This window comes from Bacteroides faecium, assembly GCF_012113595.1.
Classification (GTDB): domain Bacteria; phylum Bacteroidota; class Bacteroidia; order Bacteroidales; family Bacteroidaceae; genus Bacteroides; species Bacteroides faecium.
In genome coordinates this window covers 1,729,189-1,745,239 of record NZ_CP050831.1, presented here as the reverse complement: position 1 = coordinate 1,745,239, position 16,051 = coordinate 1,729,189, and the positions used below count along the sequence as shown (strand labels likewise).

The window sequence follows — 16,051 nt, the reverse complement described above, 5'->3', positions numbered from 1 at the left end:
TAAGACTTGTCTGATTATTTTATAATATCACATTATTAGACCGTATAGCAAAAAACAACTATATTTGCCGCACGTTTATTAAGAATAATAAGAATTTTCAAACATACAAATATGATGAGCCCACAAGAGTTTTTTAAGAATGACGTATTCGCCGAAAACGCAGGCATAGTTCTGCTGGAAGTTAGAAAAGGATACAGCAAAGCCAAGTTGGAAATAAAACCCGAACATCTGAATGCAGGAGCCCGTACACAGGGCGGAGCCATCTTTACGTTGGCAGACCTTGCACTGGCTGCGGCTGCCAACTCACATGGCACACTTGCTTTCTCGCTTTCGTCTACCATCACCTTCGTACGTGCCAGCGGACCGGGCGATACTCTTTATGCCGAAGCACGCGAACGTTATATCGGTCGGAGTACAGGTTGTTATCAAGTAGACATCACTAATCAGGATGGGGATTTGATTGCTACTTTTGAATCCAGCGTATTCAGGAAAGATCAGAAAGTTCCTTTTGAGGTAGAAGAATAAAGAGAAGTTAAAGCAGATTGTGAAGCTATATATTTAGATAATGATTTCGCGGATTACCCGGTTTTTATTTAATTAAAACCGGGTAATCCGCGAAATCATTATCTAATATTCTCTACTTATTTTACGATAGAAGTCATCGGATGCCGATTTCCCCGAACATCATTCAGGAACGCCTTTGCCGAACCAAAATTCAGGAACAAATCCAGACGAACCGGAAGATGGTTCAAGTCATCCGTCACAAAGAAAGTAATGACTTCTTTTTCTTTTCCTTTCTTATCATATTCGACCAATGAGAAAATCAGGCAACGATAAGTAACCCCATTTTCGGCTTTTACATTTTCCTTTCCGCGATAGATAAGCGTCTGCTCTTCCACCTTACGTCCCGTAGCCATCGGGAACTTGATCTTCTCTCCTACTTTATAATCAGCAGGGTCATAAGAACGTGCCTGTGCCAGGATACTCAGCATATCGTAAATACAGCGGCTGTCACTTTCTTCCGATTCATCAAACGCTCCATCACGGTATGTACGCTTCTGGTTGACAAAGCAGAGCCCGTCTTTATATGAGAACCAAGCCTCATCTACTGTGTAACGTTTTCCTTCCTCGGCACCTTTACGGAAATAACGCGGCTCCAGTTTTTCACCAATCACACAAGTCAGCGTATCACGCATCTTGAAAAAGAAATCCGCCCGTTTACTGCCCAAAGCGAGCAGGTTCATCCGGTAAGCAGGTTCCGAGTGGTAAGTAGTCGCATTGGTCGTCAGACTGGCAAGTCCGGCTTTCACCCAGACAAACTTCCAGTTGAAGTACAAGTCGTACATCACGTGTTCGCCGGTTTGAAACGCCTCGTTCTTCGCCTCACATTGGGCATTGGCGGGAAGAGCGAAAATTCCCATCAGTAATACCACGGTTCCGATAATCAAGCTGCGACGAAAGCTAACGGCGCCTGTTCTGATTATTTCTATCTTTTTTCTTCTTGTCTTCATCTGGTTTTTGTTTTTTAAGCTCATCCGGTTTCTGTTTATCCACAGGGGTCGCATGAATATCCCATGGTTGTGTCACGTCCCACAACGCTTTGTACTCTAATATTGTCGGATAATAGAAGACCGCTTCCGGTTGCAAACCCTTCGCAAAGTCTCCCGTGTCCCATTCTCCGTTTCCATTTGTGTCATTAATCAGTCTGGCTGCATATTTTCCCGGATTCAGGAAGTAGAAATCAACCATTCCATCCTTCTCCACTCTCCGCTTACGGACCACCTTATCTTGCGCATCAAGCAATTCGACGAATGCCAAAGAATCAGCTCCTGTCACGTTGAAATGAAGTGTGAAATATTCATCCTCACTACGTACCTTAAATCCTTGTTTTATCTTGTCGGTAAACAATCCGTATATACCGTGGAAAGCCGTAGAGTCCACCTCAAACTCATATTCAAAAGTCGGTTCCCAATCATAATACAGATTAAACTTCTTCTGATTCAGAGAATCCCGTCCAAACTCGAACGGTATATCCTGCCAAAGCGTATCCACCTTTTGCCGCAGATGAATGGCCGCACTGTCAAAGCTGGCAATAGGCTCTTCAAAATTCAAAGATATATATCCATATACATCCATTGACGAAGGCGCGCTAACATTCACCGGCAAGAATTTCGTCGGTTCCGGCTCTTCCTCTTCATCTTTCTTTTTCTTCTTTTTCTTCTTCTCCTTTTCCGGCTCGTCTTTCTTATATTTCTGCTTCGAGACCAGGTTCAGCGTATCCGTACGGGGTACTAGCTGGTTCAAGGTATCTGTATAAAGATAAGTCAGGCTCATGGCAAGCGTATCCTGCTTGAAGAGCAAAGAATCCTTTACCCAATAATGAATCGTATCGTTCCGCTGATTCTTCTCGATGATAAAAGCATCCTTTTCGTCGAAGTTTAATCCTTTCAGTACAGGCAAAGTGTCTGCCTTACCCGCAAAATAGAAAGTAAACTTATGCGGAACAAGTCTTTCGGACTTGATAAGATATTGCGAATAGTTCAGTTCCTTGAAAGCCCGGAGAATTACATCGTCCGGCAGATAATGCATATACTTCTTCTCAACAATCGTATCATAAGTCAGTGAGTCCACCCAGGCAGTATCCATACGGATACGTTCTTCCATGCGGGGGATAATCAGAGAATCATGGAAAGCAATCATCTCGCTCTTCTGATTGAAAGTAAAGTTCTGGTCGGCATCCATCAGTCCGTAAATACGGTATTTGCCGGGAGCTATACCACGAATAGAAAAACGTCCGCGACTGTCCGTACGCGCCACACGGTCAAAGGGCAGTTTGTTGAAAGCCGAATCGTTCAGATTGGAATGCAGTCCGACCAAGATACCTTTGATTGGTTCCAAATTAGAGGCATCAAGTATCGTTCCAGATACTTCCATGGTGTCAATCTGGGCACCGGTAGAAAAGGTAAACGCAAAGTTACCCAACGGATTACCTTCATTATTATCGACGATGGCATCCGAGAAGTCAATGGTATAAGTAGTGTTCGGTTTCAAAGAATCAAGCAGGTTCACTTGTATTCTCTTTCCGGAAGCCTTGATTTCGGGTTGCTGTATTTGAGGTGGGGAAACGACTACTTTCTCGGTCGCTTTCTCCAACTTTATAAACTCGTCAAATAACAAAGAAACTTTCGTCCTTTCATTATTTATTGCACCGGCAGCAGGAGTACTGCCAATGAAGCGGGGTGGAGTCTCATCATAAGGTCCCCCGTCCGGTCGCCCGATGCTGGCACAGGAGTATAACATGGCTACCAGCGTTACTACCGGGAGCGCCTTGCGGACTATTTGGTTTATCTTTTGATTCTCAAATTGTAACATGCTGCAAAAATAAGTGTTCTTATCCAATAAACACCATACTTTCTAGCTAATTTATTAAAAAACGAAAGAGTAGCTTAGAGTAATAAACAATCTTCATGAGAGTTTTATTTCTTTTTCCCATTATTATATTTTAGGCATGACAAGATTATCTTTGAAATATATTTAACATACATATTTCTACGATAGAAGATTCAAAAGTAAAAGAGACGAACAATTACCTTTATTTAAGTTTAAGACTTTACCAGTCGATTCGTTTCTCACCGAGAAACAAAGTGTTTCTCGGTGTCGAACAGGTTGTTTCTCGGTGAGAAACGGGTCGTTGGTTTTAAAGAAAAAAAGCAAGGGGGTAATCATTTATGTTACAGGACTTTACGAAATTGATTCCCTCACTTGGAACCTTTAAGGGTTTTATTGACAACTTTCAGTCAGTTGTTTTGTACTTAACACTTCCTTTATTATAATAATATTTACATTCAGACATAGAGTATAGCACTTGTTCGAAAATCCGTTTCATTCCTTTCCATACAGTTATGTGCAAAGTAGACTATTCAATAACGAATATGAGCATACATTACGACCTCTACGAAACACCTGATATCCAACAAACAGGCGAACAGCAACCACTCCATTCCCGCGTGTTTTCAAAAGGACGCAGTGAAGAAGAATGCCTGACTATAATCAATGAACATCTCAAAAAATACCCGTGCCTGATTCGTTACGGAGCTGAGAAACAGGTGGTGTATGCCAAAGCGATGGAAATCTAATTATCCATCTTACTTTGAAAGAATCATCCATCTACCGGCTTTAGTAGAACCTTCACGTTTTATAATCCCGGCTTCTCTAAGTTGTCGCACAGCTTTTTCTACGCCACTAAGCGATAAAGATAGAGTTTGTGCAATTTCAGGCATTGTTATCATGGGACTCTCACTCATCAGACGAATTATTTCTCCCTTACTTTTGTTTATTTGTCCCTTACCTTTATCCCTTACTTCTCGACTCTGCACCTTACTTTTATCATCATTTACCTTACTTTCATCAACTTCTCCCTTACTTTTCTCCTTACTTATTTCGTCACGACGAATGATGGTAGTAAACTGATTACCTACCTCATCGTTGATAAATTCAATGTGAGTTTCTTCTTTCAGAGCACGGATGATACCGGTACCAAACCCTCGGTAGAGCATGGTGCGAGTACAGAAAATAGCAATGAGAGTGTTATGTTAGACAGTATTTCCCAACTTTATATCCTCTATTGTAAGACCATCAGGTAATGCCCCCGGACTGATAATTTCGATGCGATTATCGAAAATGAGCAGACGGATAGGAGACTGTTTTATATATTCGCGGTGACAAAGAGCATTCTGAAGAATCTCTTCCAAAGCAATCTTCGATATTTCAAGCTGCCCTAAACTGTTAAACGATTGTCCTGCTTGTACATGATGCAGATTCATATCGAGAACCCGGATGGCGGCGACAGCGGTGAGACTCCGGATCCCGCAGCATAAAATCTGATATACCTGAGAGCTAACGGCTAGCTTTATTGAACGTGAGATACTGTTTCTACTTCCAACCAGAACAGCATCTCACGTCTTTTTTATTTCCATAAGCATAGATTAATACCGACAACATGCTTAATTTATTAAAAACTAGCCTTAATTGAATGATTTTTTGCCCTTCACTCATTAAAATAATCCTTATCTTTGGCTCCCGAAATTCAAACCTAATACAAAAAACCCATGAAGAAACAACTACTCTCCTGCTGCTTGGCTGCATTGGGACTGACAGCGATTCAAGCGCAAAGCTTCAATGAGTGGAAAGATCCGGAAGTGAATTCCGCAAACCGCTCTGCTATGCACACTAATTACTTTGCTTACGCATCGGCTGATGAAGCTAAGGCCGGTATCAAAGAAAATTCCACGAATTTCATGACTCTGAACGGTCTTTGGAAATTCAACTGGGTGAGACATGCCGAAGCGCGTCCGACCGACTTTTACCAGACTAATTTCAATGACAAAGGCTGGGACGACCTTCAAGTTCCCGGTGTATGGGAACTGAACGGCTATGGCGATCCTATCTATGTAAATGTAGGATATGCCTGGAGAAGCCAGTTCAAAAACAACCCGCCGTACGTTCCGACAGAGAACAACCATGTAGGCTCTTACCGAAAAGAAATCACCGTTCCTGCCGACTGGAAAGGGAAAGAGATTTTTGCCCATTTCGGTTCGGTCACTTCCAATATGTACCTTTGGGTGAACGGACGCTATGTAGGATATAGCGAAGACAGCAAACTGGAAGCTGAATTCAACCTGACCAACTATCTGAAACCGGGTAAGAATGTGATTGCTTTTCAAGTATTCCGCTGGTGCGACGGCAGTTACCTGGAAGACCAGGACTTCTTTCGCTACTCCGGTGTAGGACGCGACTGCTATCTCTACGCACGCGACAAGAAATATATTCAGGACATTCGTGTAACGCCCGATTTGGACAGTCAATATAAAGATGCTACGCTGAATATCGCTGTTGACCTGAAAGGAAGCGGCACAGTGGCTTTAAACCTGACAGATGCCCAAGGCAACAGTGTAGCTACCGCCGACCTGAAAGGTTCGGGCAAGCTGAACACTACACTGAATATCTCCAACCCTGCCAAATGGACGGCTGAAACACCTAATCTTTATACACTGACTGCTACCCTGAAAAACGGCAATAGCACGGTAGAGGTAATTCCCGTAAAGGTTGGTTTCCGCAAAATCGAACTGAAAGGCGGACAGATACTCGTTAACGGCCAACCGGTACTCTTCAAGGGAGCCGACCGCCACGAAATGGACCCGGACGGCGGCTATGTAGTTTCTCTCGAACGTATGCTACAAGACATCAAAGTAATGAAAGAGCTTAATATCAACGCCGTACGTACCTGCCACTACCCGGACGACAACCGTTGGTATGACCTTTGCGACCAATACGGACTCTATGTAGTAGCCGAAGCCAACGTGGAATCTCACGGTATGGGATATGGTGACCAGACACTGGCAAAGAATCCGAGTTATGCCAAAGCCCACATGGAACGCAACCAACGTAATGTACAACGCAGCTACAACCACCCGTCCATCATCTTCTGGTCATTGGGTAATGAAGCCGGCATGGGACCGAACTTTGAAAAATGCTACACCTGGATTAAGAACGAAGACAAAACACGCGCCGTACAATACGAACAAGCACGCACCAGCGAATTTACAGACATCTATTGCCCGATGTATCTAGGCTACGAAGACTGTATCAAATACTGCGAAGGCGATATTCAGAAACCGTTGATTCAGTGCGAATACGCACACGCTATGGGTAACTCGCAAGGCGGATTCAAAGAATACTGGGACATCATCCGCAAGTATCCGAAATACCAAGGCGGATTTATCTGGGACTTTGTAGACCAGTCCTGCCACTGGAAGAACAAAGACGGAGTAGATATTTACGGCTACGGCGGCGACTTCAACAAATATGACGGTTCGGACAACAACTTCAACGACAACGGCTTAATCAGCCCGGACCGCGTACCTAATCCGCATGCTTACGAAGTAGCTTATTTCTATCAGGACATCTGGACTACTCCTGCCGACCTCGCTAAAGGTGAAATCAACATCTTCAACGAAAACTTCTTCCGCGACTTGTCTTCATATTATATGGAATGGCAATTACTGGCAAACGGAGAAGTGGTGCAGACCGGTATTGTATCCGACCTGAAAGCAGCACCTCAACAAACTGTCAAAGTGCAGCTTCCGATTGACACGAAGAATATCTGCCCTTGCAAGGAAGTGCTGCTCAACGTCAGCTATAAACTGAAAGCCGCAGAAACATTATTGCCGGCAGGAACTACGGTCGCTTACGACCAGTTAAGTATCCGCGACTACAAAGCACCGGAACTCAAACTGGAAAACGTACAGGCCACCAACCTTGCAATCACCGTGCCCAGCATCTTGGATAACGACCGTTACTACCTGATTGTCAAAGGTGAAAACTTCTCTATGGATTTCAACAAGCAAAACGGCTACCTCTGCCGCTACGACGTGAACGGCATGCAGATGATGGAAGATGGCAGCGAACTGACTCCCAATTTCTGGCGCGCGCCGACCGATAATGATTTCGGAGCAGGCTTGCAACGCAGATATGCAGTTTGGAAAAACCCGGAATTGAAACTTACATCTCTGAAGCACGCTATCGAAAACGACCAAGCTGTGGTTCGTGCAGAATATGACATGAAATCGGTAGGCGGCAAGTTATTCCTCACTTATACTATCAATAATAAGGGAGCAGTGAAGGTTACTCAGAAAATGGAAGCCGACAAGAGCAAGAAGGTTTCTGAAATGTTCCGCTTCGGTATGCAGCTTCGTATGCCTCTTGCTTTCAACGAAGTGGAATATTACGGACGCGGTCCGGGAGAGAACTATTCCGACCGTAACCACGGCGCCATGATAGGCAAATACCGCCAGACGGTAGAAGAACAATTCTATCCGTATATCCGTCCGCAGGAAACCGGAACGAAGACTGATATTCGCTGGTGGAGACTGCTGAACATCGGTGGCAACGGCTTGCAGTTCGTTTCTGAAGCTCCGTTCTCCGCTTCTGCTCTGAACTATACCATCGAATCATTGGATGACGGCGACGCCAAAGACCAACGCCACTCACCGGAAGTTGAAAAAGCAAACTTTACAAACTTCTGCATTGACAAGGTACAGACAGGATTGGCATGCGTCAATAGTTGGGGAGCTATACCATTAGAAAAGTATCGTCTTCCTTATCAGGATTATGAATTCAGTTTCATCATGTCGCCTGTATCTCATAAACTGAAGTAAAAAACATCGTTAAAAAACACGGTATCAGAGTACAAGAATACCGAAAATAAAGTACTTTTGCAGCCGGAAACTAATTCTATTGAATCAGTTTCCGGCTTTTTTCCTTAAATCCCCCCTCTATACAAGAGAATGACACACGTGCAACAAAACGCATAATTTTAAAAAACAGATAAATTGAGAAGTATGAAAAGTAGAATTGTTTTATTTGCATTTTGCTTAGCCCTTCTGTCCAGTTGCGGCAATAAGGGAAATGACACGGGAAAAGTCCCGGAATATGCAGTACAGGAGTTACAAAAGTCAACTGCAAATCTAACGACAGCTTATCCGGCTACCATTAAAGGCAAACAAGACGTAGAAATCCGTCCGCAAGTGTCGGGCTTCATCACCAAACTGTGCGTAGACGAAGGAGCAAGTGTCCGTAAAGGACAGGTTCTGTTCATCGTTGACCCCACACAATATGAAGCGGCAGTACGCACAGCCAAAGCAGCAGTTGCAACAGCAGAAGCAGCAGTACGCACCCAACAGATTACGGTGGACAACAAACGTGAACTGAACAAAAAGAACATCATCAGTGACTATGACCTGTCGATGGCTGAAAATACATTGGCACAGTCTCAGGCACAACTGGCACAAGCCCAGGCGCAGTTGACTACCGCTCAGCAAAACCTCTCTTTCACACAAGTGAAGAGCCCTTCTGACGGTGTTATCAACAATATCCCTTACCGTCTGGGAGCATTGGTCAGCCCTTCTATCGCTACTCCGATGACTACCGTTTCTGAAATTGAAGAAGTATATGTATATTTCTCCATGACGGAAAAGGAACTGTTAGCCATGACAAAGTCAGGAAGCACTATCAAAGAAGAAATCAGCAAAATACCGGCCATTAAATTACAGTTGATTGACGGTACCGAATACAACATTGAAGGTAAAGTAGACGCTATCACGGGAGTTATCGACCAGAGCACCGGTTCTGTAAGCATGCGCGCTATCTTCCCGAACAAGGAACACATCCTGCGCAGTGGCGGTACGGCAAACGTGCTGATTCCTTACACGATGGATAATGTTATCAGCATCCCGCAGTCTGCAACTCAAGAAATTCAAGACAAGAAGTTCGTTTACGTCCTGCAACCGGACAATACGGTGAAATATACGGAAATCGGCATCTTTAATCTGGATAACGGAAAAGAATATCTCGTTACTTCCGGTTTGAACGCAGGAGACAAAATCGTTATCGAAGGCGTACAGACTTTGAAAGACGGTCAGACTATACAGCCTATCACATCAGTTCAAAAAGAAGCGAACTATCAACAGCATTTGAAAGACCAACGCGAAGGAAATTTAGCTACTGCTTTCAATTAATAACTTAGATAACCGTATGAAATTAGATAATTTTATTAACCGTCCGGTACTATCAACCGTTATTTCTATCTTGATAGTCATCCTGGGTGCTATCGGATTGGCAACACTGCCTATCACCCAGTATCCGGACATCGCACCCCCTACTGTGTCGGTAAGGGCCACTTATACGGGTGCCAGCGCGTCAACCGTATTGAACTCCGTGATTGCTCCGCTCGAGGAACAGATCAACGGTGTGGAAAACATGATGTATATGACCTCTAATGCGTCTAATACGGGGGCAGGTGATATATCCATCTACTTTAAACAGGGAACAGACCCGGACATGGCTGCCGTCAACGTGCAGAACCGTGTGTCTATGGCACAGGGATTGCTTCCTGCCGAAGTAACCAAAGTCGGCGTGACAACACAGAAACGCCAGACTTCCATGCTGGTGGTATTCTCCCTTTACGACGAAACCGATACATACACGGAAGCATTTATCGAGAACTACGCTAAAATCAACCTGATTCCGCAAGTTCAGCGTGTGCCGGGTGTGGGTGATGCCTCCGTGATGGGACAGGACTACTCCATGCGTATCTGGCTGCGTCCGGACGTAATGGCACAATACAAACTGGTTCCGGGTGACGTATCCGCAGCATTGGCAGAACAGAACGTAGAAGCTGCTCCGGGACAATTCGGTGAACGCAGTAACCAGACTTTCCAATATACCATCCGCTACAAAGGACGTCTGCAACAGCCGGAAGAGTTCGAGAATATCGTCATCAAGTCTTTGCCCGACGGTGAAGTGCTCCGCCTGAACGATATTGCTGAAATCCAGTTAGACCGTCTGGGATACAATTTTACCAACCGTGTAAACGGGCATAAGGCTGTAACCTGTATCGTTTATCAGATGGCGGGAACGAACGCTACACAGACCATCAGTGACATTCAAGCATTACTGGATGAAGCATCCAAGACATTGCCTTCCGGCTTGAAGATAAACGTTTCCATGAATGCCAACGACTTCTTGTTCGCTTCTATCCATGAAGTGTTGAAAACATTGATTGAGGCATTTATCCTGGTATTTATCGTAGTATATATCTTCTTGCAGGACTTACGTTCTACATTGATTCCGACTATTGCCATTCCGGTAGCCCTTATCGGTACATTCTTCATCCTGTCTCTGGTAGGATTCAGTTTGAACTTGCTGACGTTATGTGCCCTTGTGCTTGCCATTGCGATTGTGGTCGATGACGCCATCGTAGTCGTCGAGGGTGTACATGCCAAGCTTGACCAAGGTTACACTTCCGCCCGTCTGGCTTCCATCGATGCGATGAACGAGTTGGGTGGTGCTATCGTATCTATTACATTGGTCATGATGGCTGTGTTCGTTCCGGTAAGTTTCATGGGTGGAACGGCAGGAACATTCTACCGCCAGTTCGGTATGACAATGGCTATCGCTATCGGTCTGTCCGCCTTGAACGCCTTGACATTAAGTCCCGCCTTGTGTGCCGTTCTTCTGAAACCGCACAAGCAGGAAGGGGAAGATTCCGAAGAGGTTCCGCCTCTGAAGGATCGTATGAAAACAGCTTATAAGGCTGCTCATACAACGATGATAAACAGATATACCGAAGCTATCGGAAAGATGTTGCATCCGGGAATCACGCTTACATTCATACTTGTTGCCATTCTCGGTATGATTTTCGGACTTTTCAATATCAATCCGGTAATTACTGCCATCTTCATACTTCTCAGTATTCTGGCACTTATCGGAATGAGCACGAATAAATTCAAGAACAGGTTCAACGATACTTATGAATCTATCCTGAAACGGTATAAGAAGCGTGTATTGTTCTTCATACAGAAGAAGTGGTTGTCCATGGGGCTGGTCGTTGCTTCCATCGTATTGCTTATGTTCTTCATGAACACCACTCCGACAGGTATGGTGCCGAATGAAGATACCGGTACGCTGATGGGAGCCGTAACTTTGCCGCCGGGTACATCACAAGACCACTCGGAAGAGATTCTCGCACGTGTAGACAGCCTGATTGCCGCTGACCCTGCCGTGGCTTCACGCACATTGATTTCCGGTTTCAGTTTCATCGGTGGACAGGGACCGTCCTACGGTTCTTTCATCATCAAGCTGAAAGACTGGGACGAACGTTCGATGATACAGAACTCCGATGTTGTAGTAGGTTCCTTATATATGCGTGCACAAAAAATCATCAAGGAAGCACAGGTATTGTTCTTTGCTCCGCCGATGATTCCGGGTTATTCGGCATCTACGGATATCGAGGTGAACATGCAGGATAAGACGGGTGGCGACCTGAACAAGTTCTTCGACGTAGTCAACGACTATACGGCTGCACTGGAAGCCCGTCCTGAAATCAACTCGGCAAAGACAACGTTCAACCCGAACTTCCCGCAATACATGATTGACATTGACGCGGCGGCTTGTAAGAAAGCAGGCATCAGCCCGAGTGACATCCTTACTACCATGCAGGGATATTACGGTGGTCTGTATGCATCCAACTTCAACCGTTTCGGTAAGATGTACCGTGTAATGATTCAGGCAGACCCGTTATCACGTAAGAATATGGAATCCCTGAAAAATATCAAGGTGCGCAACAGCGCCGGTGAGATGGCTCCTATCTCCCAATTTATCGCTATTGACAAGGTATATGGGCCGGATATCATCAGCCGTTTCAACCTTTACACTTCCATGAAAGTGATGGTAGCTCCTGCCAGTGGTTATACATCCGGACAGGCATTGACTGCGTTGGCGGAAGTAGCCGGCCAGAATCTTCCGGCAGGTTATACCTACGAACTGGGAGGTATGGCACGTGAAGAGGCACAAAGCAGCGGAAGCGCTACCGGATTGATTTTCATCCTCTGTTTCGTATTCGTTTACCTGTTGCTGAGTGCACAGTATGAAAGTTACATACTTCCGTTGGCGGTATTGCTGTCCGTTCCGTTCGGTCTGCTGGGCAGCTTCCTGTTCGTGAACGGAGTAAGTGCCATCGGTAATATCTCGATGTTGAAGATGATTCTCGGCACGATGTCCAACAATATCTACATGCAGATTGCGTTAATCATGTTGATGGGTCTGTTGGCAAAGAACGCCATCCTGATTGTAGAGTTCGCCCTCGAGCGTCGTAAGATGGGTATGAGCATTACATGGGCAGCCGTACTGGGTGCCGGTGCCCGTCTCCGTCCTATCCTGATGACATCTTTGGCGATGGTAGTCGGACTGCTTCCGTTGATGTTTGCCTTCGGTGTAGGTGCTCATGGTAACCGCACGTTGGGTACAGCTTCTATCGGTGGTATGTTAATCGGTATGATTTGTCAGATTTTCATCGTTCCTGCGCTGTTCGTAATCTTCCAGTACTTGCAAGAGAAGGTGAAACCGATGGAATGGGAAGATATTGACAATACGGATGCCGTAACTGAGATTGAACAATACGCTAAATAATGAAATTCGATATGAAGAAACAGATTCTATATATGTTGTGCGCAACTGCTCTCCTGAGCAGTTGCCACATCTATAAGTCATATGACAGACCCGAAGATATTACCACTTCCGGACTGTATCGTGATCCGGTAGCGGAGAATGATACACTGGTGTCGGATACTGCCAACTTCGGTAATCTGCCGTGGAGAGAAGTCTTCACCGACCCGCAGTTACAGTCTCTCATCGAAACGGGACTGAAACAAAACACTGACCTGCAAAGTGCGATACTGTCTATCAAAGCAGCACAGGCTCCGTTACTGGCAGCCAAACTGGCTTATGTCCCTGCGTTGGCTCTGTCTCCGCAAGGTACTATCAGCAGTTTTGACCACAGCAAGGCCAGCAAGACCTATTCACTTCCGGTGACAGCCAGTTGGGAAATCAGCCTGTTCGGTGGCTTGTTGAATGCCAAACGAGGTGCAGAGGTTGCCGTCAAGCAAGCCAAAGCCTACAAACAAGCAGTACAGACACAGATTATAGCCAACGTAGCTAATATGTACTATACGTTATTAATGCTCGACCGCCAACTGGAAATTACCAAAGAGACAGCCGACGTATTAAAACGTAACGCTGAAACGATGGAAGCGATGAAAGATGCTGCCATGTATAACATTAATTCGGCAGGCGTCGAACAGAGCAAGGCTGCCTACGCACAGGTGATGGCTTCCATTCCGGATATTGAACAAAGCATCCGCGAAGTAGAGAACTCACTGTCTACGCTTCTCGGCCAAGCTCCTCAGAGCATCAAGCGCGGTGTGATTGAAAAGCAAATCCTTCCATCAGAATTTTCTGTCGGAGTACCTTTGCAATTATTATCCAATCGTCCGGACGTGAAGGCTGCTGAAATGTCATTGGCTTCTTCTTATTATAACACGAACTCTGCACGTTCCGCTTTCTATCCGCAGATTACGCTGAGCGGTTCTGCCGGCTGGACAAACAGCGCAGGGTCTGCCATCATTAACCCAGGCAAGTTCTTAGCGACTGCCATCGGCTCGCTGACCCAACCGCTTTTCTATCACGGTGCCAACATCGCGAAGCTGAAAATGGCGAAAGCACAGGAAGAGCAGGCCAAACTTGCCTTCCAACAAACACTGTTGAATGCCGGAAGTGAGGTCAGCAATGCGCTAAGTTTATACCAAAAAAACAGTGAAAAGGTACAATCCCGCCAAATGCAGGTAGAATCTGCCAAAAAAGCTTCGGAAGATACAAAAGAATTGTTTAACTTAGGGACTTCAACCTACTTGGAAGTACTGTCTGCACAACAGTCTTACCTGAGCGCACAGATTTCTCAGGTTTCCGATTGCTTTGACCAGATGCAGGCCGTAGTAAGCCTTTACCAGGCTCTGGGTGGTGGAAGAGAAGAATAACTTTAAACATATACTATTATGATTAGTCCGTTAGCTTACGTAGACCCCGAAGCAAAATTAGGCAAGAATGTAACTGTCCTGCCGTTTGCCTACATCGAAAAGAATGTGGAAATCGGAGATGACTGTGTCATCATGTCTTATGCCAGTATCCTGCAAGGTACGAAAATGGGAAAAGGAAACAAGATACATCAGAATGCTGTCTTGGGAGCGGAACCGCAAGATTTCCACTATACGGGAGAAGAGAGCAGCCTGATTATCGGTGACAACAATGATATTCGTGAAAATGTAGTTATCAGCCGCGCTACCTTTGCCGGAAACGCTACTAAAATCGGAAACGGAAACTACCTGATGGATAAAGTGCATCTTTGCCATGACGTGCAAATCAGCAACAACTGTGTGGTAGGCATCGGCAGTACCATCGCAGGAGAATGTACGTTGGACGATTGCGTTATCCTGAGCGGCAATGTCACCCTGCATCAATATTGCCACATCGGCAGTTGGACGCTTGTACAAAGCGGATGCCGTATATCCAAGGATGTACCGCCGTATGTTATCATGTCCGGCAATCCGGTAGCATATCACGGAGTGAACGCCGTAGTCCTGTCACAACATCGCAACACGTCGGAAAGAATCCTACGCCACATCGCCAATGCTTACCGTTTGATTTATCAAGGTAACTTCAGCGTTCAGGATGCTGTACAGAAGATTATCGACCAGGTGCCGATGAGCGAAGAAATCGAAACAATCGTAAACTTCGTGAAGGGCTCGGAAAGAGGTATCGTGAAATAAACAAAGTTACTTTCTATAAGAGTAAGGGTGATGTTAAAGAAAAACGTCACCCTTCTTTTTTGCAGATGGATGACGCGTTATCGTTTATGTCCGGAGGATTATTTATATTCCAGCCCGAAGTCTTATGACTATTCAAATTCCAGTGTACCGAAAAAGTCGGGACGGTGAAAGTCCGGCTGCTCAATCTCTATCGGATTCCACGAAAGGAAATGAGGAGTCTTCAACTCATCACCACATTTGTAGAAATTAGCTTTTATCTCCTTTCCATCGAGTGATTCGATCTGATGCTTAAAGAATACAGCATACGGGATAATCAGGGCGACTTCCCAATTTGTCTCTTCAACGCGTTCCTCAAAAGGCACATTACCCAGGCTTGACCAGCGTTGCACAAGAGCTGTCACGTCTTTCGGAGCGTGCTCACGACCATTGCGAGCAGGTCCGGCACCAATCAGAATCGTTCCGATGCAGTTGCACTCTATATTATAATAGATTCCGTCGCCGGCCGGTACAGAAAAGAACTCCACACAGGAGTCTGTCCACACAGAACCGTTATCTTCGCCATATCGGGCACGTACGCTCTCTTCTTTCACTTTAAAATGTAATAAAATAGAGTCCTGCGTGTGAGCAATGCGAAAATTTACTTTGGGTTTGTAAGGATATCCAGCCCAGTTGACACACTGAATAGGCTGAAAATCTATTTTTTCTTCATCGAACAATTTAGGAAGCGAGCAAGCTTCCACGTTAGCCGCACTAATTTTCTTTACTTTCATATTTCTTTCGTTTGAATGATACAAATATAGTTACTTTCTTCTAATAAGGTTCATAGAAATGAA

General features: G+C 45.2%; 11 protein-coding genes and 1 pseudogene. 7 read left to right on the top strand and 5 right to left on the bottom strand.

The window, feature by feature from the left end; translation table 11 throughout:
* The first annotated feature begins 114 nt into the window (after positions 1-114).
* Positions 115-525, top strand: coding sequence for a PaaI family thioesterase (locus BacF7301_RS06100; protein ID WP_167967124.1), 411 nt, complete (start codon positions 115-117; stop codon positions 523-525).
* 116 nt (positions 526-641) lie between these two features.
* Here BacF7301_RS06100 and BacF7301_RS06095 read toward each other — a convergent pair whose 3' ends face one another.
* Both BacF7301_RS06095 and BacF7301_RS06090 read right to left on the bottom strand, forming a co-directional pair.
* Positions 642-1,511 (bottom strand): DUF3108 domain-containing protein, encoded by an 870-nt coding sequence (locus BacF7301_RS06095; RefSeq protein ID WP_167961155.1) that lies wholly within the window; start codon positions 1,509-1,511, stop codon positions 642-644.
* Positions 1,462-3,372 carry an Ig-like domain-containing protein gene (locus BacF7301_RS06090; RefSeq protein WP_167961153.1) on the bottom strand — a complete coding sequence of 637 codons (1,911 nt, stop codon included), beginning with the start codon at positions 3,370-3,372 and terminating at the stop codon, positions 1,462-1,464. Before BacF7301_RS06090 ends, BacF7301_RS06095 begins: the two co-directional genes overlap by 50 nt.
* Positions 3,373-3,932: 560 nt before the next feature.
* On the opposite strand from BacF7301_RS06090, the pseudogene BacF7301_RS26095 reads away from it, so the two are divergent.
* Positions 3,933-4,022 (top strand): annotated as a pseudogene (locus BacF7301_RS26095) (HU family DNA-binding protein); the annotation flags it as partial.
* Positions 4,023-4,145: 123 nt separating this feature from the next.
* On the opposite strand, the gene BacF7301_RS25900 reads toward BacF7301_RS26095, so the two are convergent.
* Both BacF7301_RS25900 and BacF7301_RS25895 read right to left on the bottom strand, forming a co-directional pair.
* Complete coding sequence (locus BacF7301_RS25900; protein ID WP_245208385.1) at positions 4,146-4,556, bottom strand: winged helix-turn-helix transcriptional regulator; 411 nt, start codon at positions 4,554-4,556, stop codon at positions 4,146-4,148.
* 36 nt (positions 4,557-4,592) lie between these two features.
* Complete coding sequence (locus BacF7301_RS25895; RefSeq protein ID WP_245208383.1) at positions 4,593-4,823, bottom strand: ATP-binding protein; 231 nt, start codon at positions 4,821-4,823, stop codon at positions 4,593-4,595.
* Between the two features lie 285 nt (positions 4,824-5,108).
* Between BacF7301_RS25895 and lacZ the strand changes: the two genes are divergently transcribed.
* The 5 genes from lacZ to lpxA all read left to right on the top strand — a co-directional run bounded on the left by lacZ (position 5,109) and on the right by lpxA (position 15,218).
* Positions 5,109-8,216, top strand: coding sequence for a beta-galactosidase, LacZ type (gene lacZ, locus BacF7301_RS06075; RefSeq protein ID WP_167961151.1), 3,108 nt, complete (start codon positions 5,109-5,111; stop codon positions 8,214-8,216).
* A 183-nt stretch (positions 8,217-8,399) separates the two neighbouring features.
* Entirely contained in the window at positions 8,400-9,575 is a 1,176-nt protein-coding gene (locus BacF7301_RS06070) for an efflux RND transporter periplasmic adaptor subunit (protein ID WP_167961149.1), read from the top strand.
* 16 nt (positions 9,576-9,591) lie between these two features.
* Positions 9,592-13,026 (top strand): efflux RND transporter permease subunit, encoded by a 3,435-nt coding sequence (locus BacF7301_RS06065; protein ID WP_167961147.1) that lies wholly within the window; start codon positions 9,592-9,594, stop codon positions 13,024-13,026.
* Positions 13,027-13,037: 11 nt separating this feature from the next.
* Positions 13,038-14,429 (top strand): TolC family protein, encoded by a 1,392-nt coding sequence (locus BacF7301_RS06060; RefSeq protein WP_167961145.1) that lies wholly within the window; start codon positions 13,038-13,040, stop codon positions 14,427-14,429.
* An 18-nt stretch (positions 14,430-14,447) separates the two neighbouring features.
* Positions 14,448-15,218 (top strand): acyl-ACP--UDP-N-acetylglucosamine O-acyltransferase, encoded by a 771-nt coding sequence (gene lpxA, locus BacF7301_RS06055; protein ID WP_167961143.1) that lies wholly within the window; start codon positions 14,448-14,450, stop codon positions 15,216-15,218.
* A gap of 128 nt (positions 15,219-15,346) precedes the next feature.
* Here lpxA and BacF7301_RS06050 read toward each other — a convergent pair whose 3' ends face one another.
* Positions 15,347-15,988, bottom strand: coding sequence for a carbohydrate-binding family 9-like protein (locus BacF7301_RS06050; protein ID WP_167961141.1), 642 nt, complete (start codon positions 15,986-15,988; stop codon positions 15,347-15,349).
* Positions 15,989-16,051: the final 63 nt, after the last annotated feature.